General features: G+C 66.0%; 17 protein-coding genes and 1 pseudogene. 8 read left to right on the top strand and 10 right to left on the bottom strand.

Translation table 11 applies throughout. The annotated features are described in order from the left end of the window. The first annotated feature begins 8 nt into the window (after positions 1 to 8). On the top strand, positions 9 to 1,145 hold the full coding sequence (locus tag ACFO0J_RS06275; RefSeq protein WP_376812196.1) for a high-affinity branched-chain amino acid ABC transporter substrate-binding protein: 1,137 nt from the start codon (positions 9 to 11) through the stop codon (positions 1,143 to 1,145). Here ACFO0J_RS06275 and rfaE2 read toward each other — a convergent pair whose 3' ends face one another. From rfaE2 to ubiE, 5 genes are all read right to left on the bottom strand, one after another. Then, positions 1,146 to 1,634: a D-glycero-beta-D-manno-heptose 1-phosphate adenylyltransferase gene (gene rfaE2, locus ACFO0J_RS06270; protein ID WP_376812195.1), complete on the bottom strand. Its 489-nt coding sequence runs from the start codon at positions 1,632 to 1,634 to the stop codon at positions 1,146 to 1,148. It lies immediately after the preceding gene. Further along, positions 1,634 to 3,199 (bottom strand): ubiquinone biosynthesis regulatory protein kinase UbiB, encoded by a 1,566-nt coding sequence (ubiB, locus tag ACFO0J_RS06265; protein ID WP_376812194.1) that lies wholly within the window; start codon positions 3,197 to 3,199, stop codon positions 1,634 to 1,636. Before ubiB ends, rfaE2 begins: the two co-directional genes overlap by 1 nt. After that, positions 3,196 to 3,825 carry a ubiquinone biosynthesis accessory factor UbiJ gene (locus ACFO0J_RS06260; RefSeq protein ID WP_376812193.1) on the bottom strand — a complete coding sequence of 210 codons (630 nt, stop codon included), beginning with the start codon at positions 3,823 to 3,825 and terminating at the stop codon, positions 3,196 to 3,198. The genes ubiB and ACFO0J_RS06260 overlap by 4 nt, the downstream gene beginning before the upstream one ends. 144 nt (positions 3,826 to 3,969) lie before the next feature. Further along, positions 3,970 to 4,953 (bottom strand): Tim44 domain-containing protein, encoded by a 984-nt coding sequence (locus ACFO0J_RS06255; protein WP_376812192.1) that lies wholly within the window; start codon positions 4,951 to 4,953, stop codon positions 3,970 to 3,972. Positions 4,954 to 5,155: 202 nt separating this feature from the next. Continuing rightward, positions 5,156 to 5,929 (bottom strand): bifunctional demethylmenaquinone methyltransferase/2-methoxy-6-polyprenyl-1,4-benzoquinol methylase UbiE, encoded by a 774-nt coding sequence (ubiE, locus tag ACFO0J_RS06250; RefSeq protein WP_376812191.1) that lies wholly within the window; start codon positions 5,927 to 5,929, stop codon positions 5,156 to 5,158. Positions 5,930 to 6,270: 341 nt separating this feature from the next. Here ubiE and phoB point away from each other — a divergent pair, with 341 nt between their 5' ends. Continuing rightward, the gene (gene phoB / locus ACFO0J_RS06245; RefSeq protein WP_376812190.1) at positions 6,271 to 6,966 is read left to right on the top strand and encodes a phosphate regulon transcriptional regulator PhoB; all 696 of its coding nucleotides are present in this window, start codon (positions 6,271 to 6,273) and stop codon (positions 6,964 to 6,966) included. Continuing rightward, entirely contained in the window at positions 6,963 to 8,270 is a 1,308-nt protein-coding gene (gene phoR, locus ACFO0J_RS06240) for a phosphate regulon sensor histidine kinase PhoR (RefSeq protein ID WP_376812189.1), read from the top strand. Before phoB ends, phoR begins: the two co-directional genes overlap by 4 nt. Here the strand turns inward: phoR and ilvA are convergent. Continuing rightward, positions 8,252 to 9,760 (bottom strand): threonine ammonia-lyase, biosynthetic, encoded by a 1,509-nt coding sequence (gene ilvA, locus ACFO0J_RS06235; protein WP_376812188.1) that lies wholly within the window; start codon positions 9,758 to 9,760, stop codon positions 8,252 to 8,254. The genes phoR and ilvA overlap by 19 nt on opposite strands. Before the next feature lie 289 nt (positions 9,761 to 10,049). Between ilvA and ACFO0J_RS06230 the strand changes: the two genes are divergently transcribed. Beyond that, positions 10,050 to 12,005 carry a sensor domain-containing diguanylate cyclase gene (locus tag ACFO0J_RS06230; protein ID WP_376812187.1) on the top strand — a complete coding sequence of 652 codons (1,956 nt, stop codon included), beginning with the start codon at positions 10,050 to 10,052 and terminating at the stop codon, positions 12,003 to 12,005. On the opposite strand, the gene ACFO0J_RS06225 is transcribed toward ACFO0J_RS06230, so the two are convergent. Both ACFO0J_RS06225 and ACFO0J_RS06220 read right to left on the bottom strand, forming a co-directional pair. Further along, complete coding sequence (locus ACFO0J_RS06225) at positions 11,978 to 12,844, bottom strand: D-amino acid aminotransferase (RefSeq protein WP_376812186.1); 867 nt, start codon at positions 12,842 to 12,844, stop codon at positions 11,978 to 11,980. The two genes, ACFO0J_RS06230 and ACFO0J_RS06225, sit on opposite strands and share 28 nt — an antisense overlap. Before the next feature lie 112 nt (positions 12,845 to 12,956). Beyond that, positions 12,957 to 13,043, bottom strand: a pseudogene (locus tag ACFO0J_RS06220) (amino acid ABC transporter ATP-binding protein); the annotation flags it as partial. Positions 13,044 to 13,094: 51 nt separating this feature from the next. Between ACFO0J_RS06220 and ACFO0J_RS06215 the strand changes: the two are divergent. The 4 genes from ACFO0J_RS06215 (at position 13,095) to ACFO0J_RS06200 (ending at position 15,679) form a co-directional block, all read left to right on the top strand. Further along, complete coding sequence (locus tag ACFO0J_RS06215; protein WP_376812362.1) at positions 13,095 to 13,676, top strand: YqaA family protein; 582 nt, start codon at positions 13,095 to 13,097, stop codon at positions 13,674 to 13,676. Positions 13,677 to 13,842: 166 nt separating this feature from the next. After that, positions 13,843 to 14,520 (top strand): CsgG/HfaB family protein, encoded by a 678-nt coding sequence (locus tag ACFO0J_RS06210; RefSeq protein ID WP_376812185.1) that lies wholly within the window; start codon positions 13,843 to 13,845, stop codon positions 14,518 to 14,520. Positions 14,521 to 14,528: 8 nt separating this feature from the next. After that, positions 14,529 to 15,023: a DUF4810 domain-containing protein gene (locus ACFO0J_RS06205; protein WP_376812184.1), complete on the top strand. Its 495-nt coding sequence runs from the start codon at positions 14,529 to 14,531 to the stop codon at positions 15,021 to 15,023. Next, positions 15,023 to 15,679: a DUF799 domain-containing protein gene (locus ACFO0J_RS06200; protein WP_376812361.1), complete on the top strand. Its 657-nt coding sequence runs from the start codon at positions 15,023 to 15,025 to the stop codon at positions 15,677 to 15,679. Before ACFO0J_RS06205 ends, ACFO0J_RS06200 begins: the two co-directional genes overlap by 1 nt. A 50-nt stretch (positions 15,680 to 15,729) precedes the next feature. Here the strand turns inward: ACFO0J_RS06200 and ACFO0J_RS06195 are convergent, their stop codons facing one another. Next, complete coding sequence (locus ACFO0J_RS06195) at positions 15,730 to 16,215, bottom strand: helix-turn-helix domain-containing protein (protein ID WP_376812183.1); 486 nt, start codon at positions 16,213 to 16,215, stop codon at positions 15,730 to 15,732. Then, positions 16,216 to 16,521 (bottom strand): DUF4258 domain-containing protein, encoded by a 306-nt coding sequence (locus ACFO0J_RS06190; RefSeq protein WP_376812182.1) that lies wholly within the window; start codon positions 16,519 to 16,521, stop codon positions 16,216 to 16,218. Positions 16,522 to 16,607: the final 86 nt, after the last annotated feature.

Genomic DNA, 16,607 nt, shown 5'->3' with positions numbered 1-16,607 from the left:
AGACAACCATGAAAAAAAACCTGATTCAATCCCGCGTCCACACCGCCCTCGCAGCCTCATGCCTGGCCGCGTTGACCGCTTTCACGGCATCCGCCCAGGCCAAGGACCTGAACATCGCGGTCGTCGGCCCGATCACCGGCCCCGTGGCGCAATTCGGCGACCAGGTGAAGGACGGCATCGAAGTCGCCGCCAAGGCAATCAACGACCAGGGCGGCGTGCTGGGCCGCAAAATCAAGCTCGTCTACATCGACGACGCCTGCGAGCCCAAGCAGGCGCCCGCCGCCGCCAACCGGGTCCTGAACGACAAGATCCAGTTCGTCATCGGGCACGTATGCTCGGGCACCAGCGTGGCGGCGTCCCCCATCTACGAGGAAAGCGGCGTGCTGATGATCACGGGCGGCTCGACGGCGCCCGAAGTCACGGAAGGCAAGGGCTATCACTACGTCTTCCGCACGATCGGCCGGACTGACCAGCAGGCCCCCATCGCCACGAAATACATCGTGGAAAAACTGAAACCCAAGAAGATCGCCATCCTGCACGACAAGCAGACCTACGGCTACGGCATCGCCTCGGCCATGCACGACAGCCTGACCAAGGCCGGGATGAAGATCCAGGTCTACCAAAGCATCAACCTGGGTGAAATCGACTATTCGGCGGTGCTGACCCACCTCAAGAGCGAAGGCATCGACTTCGTGTATTTCGGCGGCAACCACCCGGAAATGGGCCTGCTGATCAGGCAAGCCGCCGAGATCGGCCTGAAGGCCCGGTTCATGGGTTCCGAAGGGGTGGGCAACGGCGAGATCAACGCCATCGCCGGCGATGCGGTGGAGGGCATGCTCGTCACCCTGCCGCCCGATTTCGCGGCCGACCCGAAGAACAAGGCGGTCGTCCAGGCGTTCGCGGACCAGAAACGCGACCCCACCGGCGCGATGACGCTGACCTCGTACGCAGCCGTCCAGGCCCTGGCCGCAGCCATGACCGACACGAAATCCACCGACCCGGCGAACGTCGCCGCCTGGCTGAGAAGCCATACCGTCGATTCGGTGATCGGGCCCATCGCCTGGGACCGCCAGGGCGACCTGAAGAACTTCGAGTTTCCGGTCTACGTCTGGCACAAGGACGGCTCGAAGACCCTGGCGCAGTGATCAGGCCCGGATCTTGCGCAGCAGCGCCGTGGTCGAGCGCTGGTGCTCGAAGGGAATCGCCACGGCCTGCCCGCCCCAGCCCTGCACCACGGCGGTTTCGGGCAGCGCATCCATGTCGTAGTCGCCGCCCTTGACGATCACGTCGGGCCGCAGCGCCTGGATCAGTTCCAGCGGCGTGTCCTCGGCGAACAGCACCACCCCGTCCACACAAGCCAGCGAGGCCAGCAAGGCGGCGCGGTCGGCCTGGGCGTTCAGGGGCCGGTCGTCGCCCTTGCCCAGGCGGCGCACGGAATCGTCCGTGTTCACGCCCACGATCAGCGAGGCCCCCAGTTGGGCGGCCTGATCCAGATAGGTGACGTGTCCGCGATGCAGGATGTCGAACACCCCGTTGGTGAAGATCAGCGGACGCGGGAAACGGCCGTCACGCACGGCCTGTTCACAGGCCGCACGGTCGAGGATTTTGGATTCGAAGCGGGCAGGCGCGGTCATCAGAGGCTGCCTCCGCGCGTCAACGCCCACAGGGCGACGGCCAGGCCGGCCGCCAGGATGCCGCACAGCACGGACAGCAAGTGATTGGAGCGATCCTGGGCGCGCCGCAGGCGTTCGAGTTCGGCCCGCATCGCCGGCCCCGGATCGGGGTGGTTCAGGCGGGTGTAGACCAGGCGGGGAATCTGCGGCAGGATCTGCGCCCACTGGCTGGCTTCCTGATCCAGACGCTGGCGCAGGCCGCGCAGGCCGACGCGCTGGTGCATCCATTTTTCCAGGAAGGGCTTGGCGGTCTGCCACAGGTCCAGGTTCGGATCCAGCTCGCGCCCCATGCCCTCGACGTTCAGCAGGGTCTTCTGCAACAACACCAGTTGGGGCTGGATTTCGACGTTGAAGCGCCGCGAGGTCTGGAACAGGCGCAGCAGCACCTGCCCCAGCGAGATTTCCGCCAGCGGCCGGTCGAAATAAGGTTCGCAGACGGCGCGCACGGCGCCTTCGAGTTCTTCTTCGCGGGTGGTGGGCGGCACCCAGCCCGATTCGATGTGCAACTGGGCGACCCGGCGGTAGTCGCGCCGGAAGAAGGCCAGGAAGTTCTGCGCCAGATAGTTCTTGTCGAATTCAGACAGCGAGCCGACGATGCCGAAGTCCAGGGCGATGTAGCGCCCCAGGGTGTCGGGGTCATCGGACACATAGATATTGCCCGGATGCATGTCGGCATGGAAAAAGCCGTCCGTGAACACCTGCATGAAGAAGATCTCGACCCCCTGACGCGCCAGCAACGGGATGTCCACGCCCAGCGCGCGCAGGCGATCGACCTGGCTGACCGGCACGCCGCGCATGCGTTCCATGGTGAAGACCTGACTGGCGCAGTATTCCCAGACGACTTCAGGCACCCGCAACAAATGGGCGCGGCCGGTGTCGGGGCCGAAATTGCGCCGCAACTGGCTGCAATTCGCCGCCTCGCGGATCAGGTCCAGTTCGTCGTGCAGGTACTTGTCGAATTCGGCCACGACCTCGCGCGGCTTCAGGCGCCGACCGTCGGGCGCCAGCCGCTCGACCAGCCCGGCGATCGCGCGCAGCAGCGTCAGATCCCGTTCGATGGCCTCGCGCATCCCCGGGCGCAGGACCTTGACCGCGACCTCCCGGCCATCGTGCAGCACGGCCAGATGCACCTGGGCGATGGACGCCGAGGCCACAGGGTCGCGCTCGAACTGGGCGAACAGATTCTGCGGCGTGTCGCCCAGGGATTCGCGGATGATGTCGGCCGCCTGATCGGACGGAAACGGCGGCACGCGATCCTGGAGCCGGGCGAGTTCGTCGGCGATGTCCTGGGGCACCAGGTCACGGCGCGTGGACAGCACCTGGCCGAACTTGACGTAGATCGGCCCCAGGGTTTCCAGGGCCAGCCGCAGGCGTTCGCCGCGCGGGCGGCGCGGCCGATGGCCCAGGCAGACGATCTTCAGCAGGATATGCGCCCAGGAATGCTGGATGCCGGACAGAACCAGTTCATCGAGCCGGTAGCGCAGGCCGATCCACAGGATGTAGGCCAGGCGAAAGAACGTCATCATGCCCCGCCCTCCAGCCGTCTCAGGCGGGCGTCGAGGCGATCCAGCCGGGCGTCAAACGCCTGGCGCTCCGAAGCCCAGGCCTGGAAGTCCGCCCCCCGGACACCCAGGCCGGATTCTTCGCCCAGATATTCAGTCAGGTTGTCCTGCGCACGCGATGCGGCCTGGCGCAGGCCGCCGGCCAGTTCACGCGCGCCCCGGGTCAGGCGCACGGCCGCCACATCGCCCACGACGCGCGACAAGTCGTCTTCGACATCCCAGCGCAGGCCGCGCGCCAGGTCGGACACCAGGTGCGCCAGACCGGCATCCCCCTGGATATGCGCCAGGCCCGTGACCCCCGCCAGACCCTCGTCGCGCCAGGCGCCGGGCAGCTCGCGGCGGCGTTCCGGCGGGATGGACAGGACCACATCGGGCACCACGACGCGGTCGCAGGCCTGCAGCGTCCCGTCGGAGGTGATCGTGCATTGCAGCGTCCAGGGCTCGCCCGCCGTCAGACGCAGCGATTTGCCGGCCTGGGCCGCCAGCCGTTCACGCGCCCAGGACTCGCGGCGCAACAGCGCATTCAGCCCCCGGAGCAGGACATCGACGGGGGAAGGAAAGGGCAAGGGAAAAGGCAGAGGCATGATCATGGACGACGGGGCCGGACGCCCGAACACACCCGGGCCGGGAGCAGGCCTCAGTTTACCGGTTTTGTACGCCGCAAAGGCAGAAGGCTGCCCGTCCCAGCACACGGGACGGGCAGCCTTCTCACTCAGGCCGATCCGGAAGCAGGATCAGCGCGCGTTGGTCTGCTGAATGCCGGCCAGCAGCCAGCCGGCGCCGTCGGCCTTGTACAGATTCCAGACTTCTTCGAAGTGGAAGGCTTCGGACCCGGCCGCTTCACGCAGCATGCCGGAATAGCGCACGCTGGCCAGGTGGCCGCCGGCCACGGTCTCGATCCCCAGCAGTTCGGCGTTCAGCAGCACCACGTCGGTGGAGTTGCCTTCTTCGGGGCTGGGCAGGCGCGGGGTGATTTCCGCCAGCAGATCGTCGGTCAGGAATTCGCGCAGGCTGTCGCGGTTGCCCGCGTCCCACAGGGACTGCACGCGGGTGAACTGCTGCTTGGCCTGATCCAGGAAAACCGGCACGTCGAAGCCTTCCGGGATGAACCAGGACGGGTCCTGGGCCTGGACGGATGGCGCGGACTCGATCACCGGGGCGGCGGACGCAGCCGGGGCCTGGGCAGGCGCCGGACGGCTGCCGGACAGATCGAAGCCCCCGTCCTGCGGCGCCGACTGGCGATAGCTGTTGCCCGACGCGGCCCCGCCTGCGGCGGCGCCGGCCAGCGGACGCTGAGGCCCGCGCAGACGGCGCACCAGGAACATGACCGCAAAGATCACCAGGCCGATCAGCAGCGCACTGGAGAGGAACTCCAGGAACGCACCGGACAGCCCCAGGCTGGACAGCAGGGCGGCAATGCCCAGGCCGGCGGCGATGCCGGCGATGGGGCCCAGCCAGCGGGACATGCCCGACTTGGCCGCGCCCGCGGCAGCCGTGCCTGCAGCGGCGCCCGCAGCCGGCGCGGCCGCGCGCTGGGTGGTCTGGGCGGCCGGCGGCGTCACGGCCTGGCGCTGTTTGACGACATTGGAGGATTGGCGGCCAAAGCTCATGCCGCCGCCCATGCGGCGGGCTTCCGCCTCCTGGGTCACGGTCATCATGGTCAAGGCCGCCATCAGCAGCACCGAGGCGGCGGCCCAGCGAGGTAGGCGAAGGTTCATGGAGTCTCCTGGAGTGTCAGGGCCGGCGCATCTTCCGGTAACCTGACAGAAAGCTGAATGAACCTGTAAATTACCATAGAACCCATCGACACGCTGGGCGGAAACGCTCTTTTGACGCATCGGAAACCACACAGGCCGCCCGAGGGCGGCCTGTGTGTATTGCGGACACAACGACCTGCGCCACCCTGCAGGCGGCCACGGCTCAGTCCAGCCGGACCCCTTCGTGCAGGGCGACCACGCCGGCCGTCAGATTGAAATACTGCACCCGGTCCAAGCCGATCCCGCGCATCATGCCGGCCAGGGTCTCCTGATCCGGATGCATGCGGATGGATTCGGCCAGATAACGGTAGCTGGCCTCGTCGCCCGCGACCAGTTGGCCCATTTTCGGCAGGATATTGAAGGAATACCAGTCATACGCAGGCGCCAGCGCCGGCGTCACGCGGGAAAACTCCAGCACCAGCAACTTGCCGCCCGGCTTCAGCACGCGGCGCATTTCCGCCAGGGCGCGGTCCTTGTGCGTCATGTTGCGCAGGCCGAACGCCACCGACACCCGATCGAAATACCGGTCGGGAAACGGCAGGCATTCGGCGTCGCAGACCGCCACGGGCGCGACCACGCCGCGATCCAGCAGGCGGTCGCGGCCCACGCGCAGCATGGAATCATTGATGTCGGTCAGCCAGACCTCGCCCGTAGGACCCGCCCGGCGGGCAAAGGCGCGCGCCAGATCGCCCGTGCCCCCGGCGATGTCCAGCACCCGCATGCCCGGGCGCACCTGGGCGCGGCCGATGGTGAAGGCCTTCCAGATGCGATGCAGCCCGGCCGACATCAGGTCGTTCATCACGTCGTAGCGCGAGGCCACCGAATGGAAGACCTCGGCCACGCGGCGGGCCTTGTCCGTTTCCTGGACGGTTTCGAAACCGAAATGCGTCTGCGGCCCCTGGCCGTCTGGTGCGGGTGTACGTGCAGTTGTACTCATGATCCGCGTATCGTACAGCAAAGAGCCCCCACGCTGCGCAGGCTGCGCCTGCATCCACCGCGCGGCTTGCAAGCCGCTTGGATTCGCCAGGCACGGAACAGTCCACTGGGACTGTCCCGTGTCCGGGCTCATCCCCCGAGGGGGTGCTTTTTGCCTTGGGGCGGCCCGGCGGCAAAAAGAGCCCCCACGCTGCGCGGACCGCGCCTGCTTGCTGACTCCAATATGACAACGTCACATGAATGAAATAATGTGACCGTATGATGACCGCGTGCCGGAATGCACCCCTGCATCCGGACCGGCACGGCCTGCATCGGGCCCCGCCGACTTGCGAGACTTTTGCCATGCCCGCCACCATCCTGCTCATCGAAGACGAACCCGCCATCCAGGAACTGCTGACCATCAATCTGCAACACGCCGGCTACGACGTGCGCAGCGCCCTGGATGCGCGCCAGGCCCTGGATCAGATACAGCAGGTGCTGCCCGACCTGATCCTGCTGGACTGGATGCTGCCCGACCAACCCGGCATCCGCCTGGCCCGGCAACTGCGCGGCGACGCCCGCACCCGCGACATCCCGCTGATCATGCTGACCGCCCGCAGTGCCGAACAGGACAAGGTGGACGGCCTGGAAGCCGGGGCCGACGACTACATCACCAAGCCCTTTTCCCCGCGCGAACTGCTGGCGCGCATCAAGTCCCTGCTGCGCCGCCGCGCGCCCCAGCTCACGCCTGATCCGATCGAGGCCGGCGGGTTGCGGCTGGAACCGGACACCCGGCGCGTGACCGGCCACGGCCAGCCGCTGCCCATGGGGCCGACGGAATTCCGCCTGCTACACTTTCTCGTGACACACGCAGATCGCGTCTACAGCCGCAGCCAGTTGCTGGATCAGGTCTGGGGCGACCACGTGTTCGTCGAAGAACGCACCGTGGACGTCCACATCCGCCGCCTGCGCAAGGCCCTGACGCCGGCCGGCCTGGAAGGCGTCATCCAGACCTTGCGCGGCACCGGCTACCGTTTCAGCATCACCTCTCCGCAATGAGCAAAACCCTCGTTTCCATCGCGCTCTGGGCGCTGGGCGGCTGGCTGCTGGGCGCCTGGCTGGGCGCCGCCGTCGGCTGGGCCGTCTTCGCCCTGGGCCTGCTGCTGATGATCCTCGTCAGCGGCCTGCAATTGTCCCGCATCGCCCGCTGGGTCCGCACCATCGACGAACCGCCGCCGCCCTCGGTCGGCCCCTGGGACGAGGTGCTGGCGCCCATCTACCGCAAACTGAAGCAGAACCGCCTGGACCTGCAGGACCGCACGCGCAGCTTCCAGCGGGCGCTGCTGGCCGCCGAGGCCCTGCCCGACGGAGCCCTGACGCTGACACCGGACAAATCCCTGCAGTGGTGCAACCAGATGGCAGCCGATCACCTGGGGCTGGACCTGGAGCGGGACCGGGGCTACAGCATCCTCAATATCGTGCGCGCGCCGGAATTCGCCCGTTACGCCGACCAGGAACGCTGGGACGGCCCCCTGACCCTGCACCTGGGGCACGGCGGCCGGGATCGCACCCTGTCCCTGCACCTGGCCCCCTACGGCGTCGGCCAGTTCCTGATGGTCACGCGCGACATCACCCAGATCGAGCGGCTGGAACACACCCGCAAGGACTTCGTCGCCAATGTGTCTCACGAACTGCGTACGCCGCTGACCGTGCTGTCCGGCTTCGTCGAAACCCTGCAGGACATGGGCGATGCCCTGAGCGACACACAACGCGACCGTTACCTGGACCTGATGGCGCAGCAGGCCCGCCACATGCAGGCCCTGGTGTCCGATCTGCTGACCCTGTCCTCGCTGGAGTCGACTCCCAACCAGGAAGGCGGCCCCGTCCTCGTCGCGGCCCTGGCGCGCACCGCCCTGGCCCAGGCCCAGGCGCTGTCGGACGGCCAGCACGCCTTCGACGCACGCCTGGACGAGGCCCTGCGCATCCGCGGCCAGGACACCGAACTGGCCTCTGCGGTCGGCAATCTGCTGATCAACGCGGTACGCTACACCCCCGCGGGCGGCTCCATCACGGTCGTGTGGGAATCGACGCCGGACGGCGGCGCCGCCTACCGGGTCAAGGACACCGGCATCGGGATCAGCCCGGCCGACATCCCGCGCCTGACGGAACGCTTCTTCCGGATCGACCGGAGCCGTTCACGCGCCACCGGCGGCACGGGCCTGGGCCTGGCCATCTCCAAGCACGTCGCCCTGCGTCACGACGCCGTGCTGGACATCCAGAGCACGCTGGGCCAGGGCAGCGTCTTCAGCATCCTGTTTCCGCCGGCGCGCGTCTGCCCGCCGGGCTACAAGAACAAGCGGTAGGCCGGGTTCTCGGTTTCGTTCCAGTACGGATAGCCCAGCGAGGCCAGGAATTCCTTGAAGGCCTTCTTGTCGGCGGGCGGAACCTGGATGCCGACCAGGATGCGGCCGTAGTCGTCGCCCTGGTTGCGGTAATGGAACAGGCTGATGTTCCAGTCCGGGTTCAAGGCCCCCAGGAATTTCACCAAGGCGCCGGGGCGCTCGGGAAACTCGAAGCGGTACAGGACTTCGTTTTCGGCCAGGCCCGAACGCCCGCCCACCATGTAGCGCAGGTGGGTCTTGGCCATTTCGTTGCCGGTCAGGTCCAGCGTGGGAAAGTCCTGCTTGCGGAAGTGCGCCGCCAGCTTTTCGATTTCGGATTCCGAGCGGATCTGCACGCCGACGTAGACGTGCGCCTGCTCGGCATCGGAAATCCGGTAGTTGAATTCGGTCACGGCCCGCTGGCCCACGGCCTCGCACAGGCGCCGAAAGCTGCCGCGCTTTTCCGGCAGCGTGATGGCGAACAGGGCCTCGCGCGCCTCGCCGACGTCGGCGCGTTCGGCCACGAAGCGCAGGCGGTCGAAATTCATGTTGGCGCCGCAGGTAATGGCCACCAGCGTCTTGCCCTTCCATTTATGCAGGGCGGCATAGCGCTTGGCCCCGGCCAGCGCCAAGGCGCCGGCGGGTTCCAGCACGCTGCGCGTGTCCTGGAACACGTCCTTGATCCCGGCGCAGATGGCGTCGGTATCGACCGTAATGTAGTCATCGACGTATTCACGCGCCAGGCGGAAGGTTTCCTGCCCCACCTGCTTGACGGCCGTGCCGTCGGAAAACAGCCCCACGTCGGCCAGCCGGACGCGGCGCCCGGCCTGCACGCTGCGCAGCATGGCGTCGGAATCCTCGGTCTGCACGCCGATGATCTTGATCTCCGGGCGCAGTTGCTTGATGTAGACCGCCACCCCTGAAATCAGGCCGCCGCCGCCGATGGCGACAAAGACCGCGTCAATGGGGCCGGCGTGCTGGCGCAGGATTTCCATGCCCACGGTACCCTGGCCCGCGATCACGTCGGGATCGTCAAAGGGATGCACAAAAGTCAGGCCGTCGCGCGCCTGCAGCTCGGCGGCGTGCTCGGCGGCGTCGGTGAAGCTGTCGCCAAACAGCACGACCTCGCCGCCCAGCGCGCGCACGGCGTCGATCTTGACCTGGGGCGTGGTCACCGGCATGACGATCACCGCCCGGCACTTCAGGCGGCTGGCCGACAGCGCGACCCCCTGGGCGTGGTTGCCGGCCGACGCGGCGATGACGCCGCGCCGCAGTTCGTCCTCGCTCAGGTGCGCCATCTTGTTGTAGGCCCCGCGCAGCTTGAAGCTGAACACGGGCTGGGTGTCCTCGCGCTTGAGCAGCACGGTGTTGCCGATCCGCTTGGAAATTCGGGGCGCCAGGTCCAGAGAAGTCTCGTGTGCGACGTCATAGACTTTGGACGTCAGAATGCGTTTCAGATAATCGACGGACATGGCGCAAAGGGCGGAGGATGGCGGTAGACAACGAATCAAAAAGAATATCACAGCGCAGCGGGAGGACCCTTTTCGCCGCCGGGATGAGGCGGGACATAGGACAGTCCACTGCGGACTGTCCTATGCCAGGCGAATCCGAGCAGCGTGCTAGCTGCGAGGTGGACGTCGGGCGCCGCGTGGGGGCCCGTCCACTCGACAAACGCGCCTGCGGGCCGTACAGTTCTGTCACTGATAGAGACGGCGGATTACAGGCGCACCTGGCGCCGGACACCGACGGGAGATTCTTTCGATGACACTGTCCGCCAAACCGGGCAGCCCCCGCGTGCCCCTGGAGCCGGGCAGGCCGGAACTTCGCGCGCCAGGCCGAGGCCTGTCCACCCTGCAGGTCCTGATCCTGCTGGCCGGCGCCGCCGCAATCGTCCTGATCTGGCTCACCACACTGCAGCGCAGCACCTTCGAACGCGCCCAGGCCGTGACCGCCGCCATGCGCTCCAACGCCAACCTGGCCATCGCCTTCGAACAGCAGGTCACCCGCACGCTGAAAGAAGCCGAACAGATCGCGGCCTTTGCCCGACAGGAATACCTGCGTGACGGCGCCCGCCTGGACCTGAGGCACTGGGTCGAGCAGCGGATCATCCGGGACAAGGCCTTTACCATCCTCAGCGTCGTCGACGAGACCGGCGCCATCGTCACCACCACGCAAGGCGCCAGCAGCGTCAACTACGCCGATCGCGATTTTTTCACGCGGCAGCGTGACAGCCGGGAAGACACGCTCTACCTGGACCGCCCCGTGCTGGGCCGGATCTCGGCCCAATGGCGCATCCCCATGTCTCTGCGCATCCAGAAGCCGGACGGCGGCTTCGGCGGCGTGGTCGTCCTGTCGGTGGACCCCGTCAATCTCGCCGCACTGCCCGGCGGCGCCCATCTGGGCCCCGACGACATGCTGGAAATCACCGGGCTGGACGGTATTTTGCGCAGCCGCCTGATCGGCACCCGCCCCACCTACGGCCTGGACCAGGGCAAGCATGCCTGGAATCTGCGCCAGGCCACCCAGCCCGAGGGCTCGTTCGTCGACGACGGGGACTCCATCGACGGCGTGACCCGCATCATCAGCTACCGCACGATGAGCGGCTACCCGCTGATGATCACCGTCGGCTCGGACTATGCCAGCGTCCTGCTCCCCGTCCAGCGGCGCCGCACGCTCTACCTGTTCATCGCGGCCGGCGCGACCGCGGCCCTGCTCGGGCTCGCGGCCCTGTTCCTCTATCTGTCGCTGCGCCAGCGCGCAACCACCGAAGCCCTCGAGGCCAGCGAGGCCCTGTTCCGCGCCACCTTTCACCAGGCCGCCATGGGCATTGCCCGCATCGCGCCCGACGGCCGCTTCCTGGAAGTCAACGACAAATACTGCCGGATGCTGGGCTATGATGCGCCCGAACTGCTGGCCCGGACCTTGTTCGACCTGACCGCTCCGGACGACCGGAGCGATGCCCGCGCCTTCCTGCAAGCCCGCCTGACGGCGCATTATCTGGGCCCGCCGCCCGAGATCGAAAAGCCCTACCGACGCCACGACGGCCACATCATCTGGGTCTGCGAGGCCCTCAGTGTCGTGCGCAATCCGGCCGGCCTGCCGGACTTCCTGGTAGCCGTCGTGCAGGACATCACGGCCCGCAAGGACCTGGAAAACCGCCTGTCGCACGACGCGTTGCACGACGCGCTGACCGGCCTGCCTAACCGCGTCATGTTCCAGGATCGCTGCGCCCGCGCGCTGGAGTTCGCGGCCCGCCGCAACGGCCTGGTGACCGTGCTGTACCTGGACCTGGACGGCTTCAAGGAAGTCAACGACAGCTATGGGCACGCCATGGGCGACATTCTGCTGCAGCAAGTGGCCCGCCGCCTGGAACATTGCGTCCGCGCCCAGTCCGAAGACACCGTGTCCCGCTTCGGCGGCGACGAATTCGGCATCATCCTGTCAGGCCTGGACAGCCTCGAAGGCGGCGAGCGCGTCGCACGCACGATCCTGGACGCGCTCGCCCGGCCCTTCGACCTGGCCGAGAGCATCCAGGTGCGGATTTCAGCCAGCATCGGGGCGGCGGTCCACCCCCGGCACGGCCAGGACCCGGACGCCCTGGTCGCCCACGCCGACGCCGCCATGTATGCCGCCAAGCATTCCGGCAAGAACAGGTTCCGCTGGGAACCCCTGGTCAACGCGCCCGAGGTTCAGAGCGCCGCGATGGCCCGGTCGTAGTCCGCCCGGAGCCGCGCGTAGACCGGGCCGGGCGACCCCGCGCCCACCGGCCGGCCGTCCAGCCGGATGATGGGCAGGATTTCCCTGGTGGCCGAGGTCAGCAGCAGTTCGTCGGCCTGCCCGACTTCCAGCCGTGAAATGGGGCGCGCCTCGAAAGGGATCCCCGCGGCCGCGGCCAATTCCATCAGGTAGGCATAGCGGATACCTTCCAGGATCATCCGGTCGCGCACCGGCGCCCGCAGGATGCCGTACTTCACGACCCAGAGGTTGCAGGACGAGCCTTCCGACAGATGGCCGTCGCGGAACTGCACGACCTCGTCCGCCCCCGCGTCCGTCGCGTATTGCTTCGCCAGCACATTGCCCAGCAGCGAAATCGACTTGATCTCGCAATGCAGCCAGCGCTCGTCATCCATGCTGACTGCCGTCAAACCCCGCTCGCGATTGACCGCGGCCGGCCGACTCAGCGACGACACCATGCCGAAGATGGTCGGCTGGACGGGCTGCGTGGGAAAACTGTGTTCGCGCGGGGCGGCGCCCCGGGTCACGTGCAGATAGACAGTGCAATCCTGCAGGACCGAACGCGCCAGCAAACCCTGCACCAGGTCTTCCCAATCGCCGGCCGACCAGCCGGTCTCGATGCGGATGGCCTTCAGGCTGCGCTGCAGGCGCGCCAGGTGCTCTCCCATCCGGAAGGGCTTGCGGCCATAGGCCGGCACGACGTCGTAGACGCCGTCCCCGAAGATGAAACCCCGGTCCAGTACCGAAATCCTGGCCTCGCCCAGGCGCAGGTACTCGCCGTTCAGATACACGACGCTGTCGTTGTCCACACCCGCAATCATCACCGCACTCCCATGCGAATAAAAACCATGCCGCGCCTTCGGCCGGCATCGAATCAGTGGTCAATCATCCATGATAGCTCCCTGGTCCATGAACACCACGCGGCCTGCGACCTTGCGAACAAAGCCTGGGCAAATCAATGCCCGGCGCCCCCACGGACACCCCATCGACCAGGATCTCGCCTTTTTGAAAGGGCTCCAGGCCTCAGCGGACGACCGCCAGGCGCCGCGCCGGGCTACACTCCCCTCCACCATGGAAGCCTGGCTGCAATCCTCAATCCATCTCTTGCTGGCCTTGTTCGCACTGCCCAAGGTCGGCCTGCCCGCGATTTTCATCATCAGCCTGGTGTCGGCCACCCTGCTGCCCATGGGATCGGAACCCGCCGTCTTCGCCTACGTGCAGATGGCGCCCCCCATGTTCTGGCCCGCCGTCCTGGTCGCCACCCTGGGCAACACGATCGGGGGCACCATCAATTACGCCATGGGCGCAGGCGCCGAAGCCGCCTGGCACCGCTGGCGCGCACGGCAGGCGGAAGCCGGGCACGATGCGCCATCCCTCGCGGCCACCCCGGCCGGGACGCCCCCGGCGGACAAGCCCTCGCCCGGCGGTCGCTGGCACGCCCTGACCGCCCGCTGGTTCCAGCGCTTCGGCCCGCCCACGCTGCTGCTGTCCTGGCTGCCCGTCATCGGCGACCCCCTGTGCGCCGTCGCCGGCTGGCTGCGCCTGCCCTTCTGGCCCTGCGTCATTTACATGGCCGTGGGCAAGTTCGTACGCTACATCCTCATGACGGCCGCCCTGCTGCATGCCTGGCCGTGGGTGAGCGGGTGGCTTTGACACACGGGACCACCGTGTCGGCGCGGTCCGCCCGGACCAATAACCTTTGATGTCGATTGCTTATTTATTTACAACTGTTTCTTTTTGTATATAATCCGCGATTTCCGGGGATGTCCTTCCAAGGCGGGGCATCGCCCACCCGAAATATTCGAAAGGAAGTCGCACCATGTCACGGTCCCTGGCCACTCTTGCCTGTATTACTGCCCTAAGCGCCACCCTCGCAGGCTGCGCTACCGAGCGCTCTCAAGCCCTGCAAGTGCCGACCGTCGCCTCGGCCGGCACCGTATACCAAGGAGAACGCAGCCCCATCTCCGTCGGCAAGTTCGACAATCGCAGCAGCTACCTGAGAGGCGTTTTCTCGGACGGCGTGGATCGCCTCGGCGGACAGGCAAAAACCATCCTGGTCAGCCACTTGCAGCGGACCGGCAGATTCCAGGTCATGGACCGCGAAAACCTGAGCGAAATCTCCCAAGAAGCCCAATTCAGCAAAAAGGCCCTTGCCATCAAGGGCGCCCGCTATGTCGTCACGGGAGATGTCACGGCATTCGGCCGCAAGGTCACCGGGGACAAGCAGCTCTTCGGAATACTGGGGCGAGGCAAAGAGCAAGTGGCCTATGCCAAGGTCGATCTGAACATCGTCGATGCCACCACATCGGAAGTCGTCTACTCCACCTCAGGCGCGGGCGAATACAGCCTGTCCAACCGGGAGATCGTCGGCTTCGGGGGCACGGCCGGCTACGACTCGACGTTGAATGGGAAGGTGCTCGACCTGGCCATCCGCGAGGCAGTCGATCGTCTGGTCGAAGGAGTCCAATCGGGCGCTTGGCAGCCTCAGACTAAATGAGGCCCCTCATGCACCCATTCAACCAGAGACCCCCGGGCCGGACCGGCCATGGGTCGCTGCCGCTCCGCCTTGTCGGGGCAAGCCTCCTGATCGGGCTGCTGAGCGCCTGCGCCCCACGTCAACCTCTGCTCTATAACTGGGAATCCTACCAACCGCAGGTCCGCGCCTACTTCCAGGATGAAGGCGGCGACGCGGAAGCCCAGGCTCTGGCCATGGAACACAACATCGAAACCGCGCGCGCAGCCAATCAGGCATTGCCGCCGGGATTCCATGCGCACCTGGGGCTGCTGTATCTGAAAATCGGCAAGGACACGCATGCGCTCGAACAAATCCAGAGCGAAAAAGCCGCGTTCCCCGAATCGGCACCCTTCATGGATTTCCTGCTGCGCAACACGACGCAGGCTCCGGCCCTCGGCAACACCCCCAGTCCGCAACCTGAACCTACGCCTGCTTCATCCACCACGTCGGCGCAGCACGGCAATTCAGGCACAGGAGAATCGTGATGACTCCCCTCAGAACGCTGAAACGCATCGGCGGGATGCTGCTGGCTATCACGCTGGCGGGTTGCGCCGCTACCCAAGCCCAACTTGACTACGCCGCGTTTCGCGCAAGCCGGCCGGCCTCGATTCTGGTGCTGCCTCCCCTGAACGAGACCGTCGAAGTCGATGCCTCACAGGGTGTCCTGGCGCAAGCGACTTTCCCGTTGGCCGAATCGGGATACTACGTCATCCCGGTCGCGGTCATGGAAGAGACGTTCCGACAAAACGGGCTCACCGCGCCGGCGGAGATCCATGAACTGCCTGCGGCCAAACTACGCGAGATCTTCGGCGCCGATACCGCACTCTACATGAGCATCAAGAAATACGGCGCATCCTACGCAGTCTTGTCCAGCTCGGTCGCCGTCGAAATCGAGGCATCGCTGATCGACCTACGTTCCGGCGCAGTGCTTTGGCAAGGCCACAAACAAGCTGTCGAAACCAGCGGGAGCGGCGGGGGGCTGATCGGCATGCTCGTCAATGCCGTGATCAGCCAGATCGTCAATACGCTATCGGACCGCAGCTATGTCGTCGCAGGTGCCGCCAGCCAGTCCCTGCTGTTTGCCGGTCAGCCCGGCGGCATCCTCTACGGCCCCCGTTCGCCCAAATACGAACTGCAATGAGTCACCCCTGGCCTCTGCGCGCTTGACCGCCGAGGCCAGACAGGGCCTATTTATGTCATTGCTGCCCGATCTCTGCTCTCTGACGGCGAGGGTAGTGCTTGCGATGACACTTCAGCCTTCCACCCTGCCTCCGTCTCTCGCATGATGAAGTGCAAGGTTCGTTCGACGTCGTTCATCGCATGGATGATATTTTTGACCTTTTCATTGCCGTCCGCATGGGCGGCATAAAGCACTCGTAGCAGTTGATCGGCGAATTTCGGCACCTTGCCGCGCTTTTCCCAGCCGGCCACTGATTGGTCCGAGCGCCCCAGGGCCTTGCCCAGGACGGCCTGAGACATCAGCATGGCCTGTCGTAAATAGCGGAACTCCACCCCCGTCAGCCGCTTGGGTTGACGGATCAGGGCCAGACATAGGGCTCGGATCAGACCTGACAGATCCTGAATGCGGACCCCATCCCCATACGGAGTCTGCACATGCTCATACCCATTGGCCAGCCAGACGTTCCGCAAACCGCCGTCTGTGTAGTGATACATCATTTATCTCCCAATCACCATGACCGTCACGACAGCCATCCCCGGCGCTGCTGCAGACTGCAGCGCGACGCACACGCCGATCTCCATACCCGCGCAAAAGTATTCCATTCGACACACCACATGTCCGGTTCGGATATCTGTCTCGGGTTCTCGCCAAAGAGTGCCTCGGCGCAAGACTTCTAAAACTGTCGGCAGAGAGATATGCCGCTGGCGCATCTGCCGTCCTGCATGCTTGGTCCAGACGATGCAGGACGGATCTCGCGCCAGATCACGGATTCTCTTTTCCCAATCGCGCTTATTCCACACCATGAAGAATACCCTAATTTTTATAGGTTTCACACTGGTTTTAATAGATCAAAACCAAGCCTTTCCCAGCCTTTAAACCCAGCATGGAA

This window comes from Castellaniella hirudinis (assembly GCF_042651965.1).
Lineage (GTDB): Bacteria > Pseudomonadota > Gammaproteobacteria > Burkholderiales > Burkholderiaceae_B > Castellaniella > Castellaniella hirudinis.
Note: the sequence above shows the minus strand (reverse complement) of the source record. Positions and strands in the feature narration are given on the sequence as shown.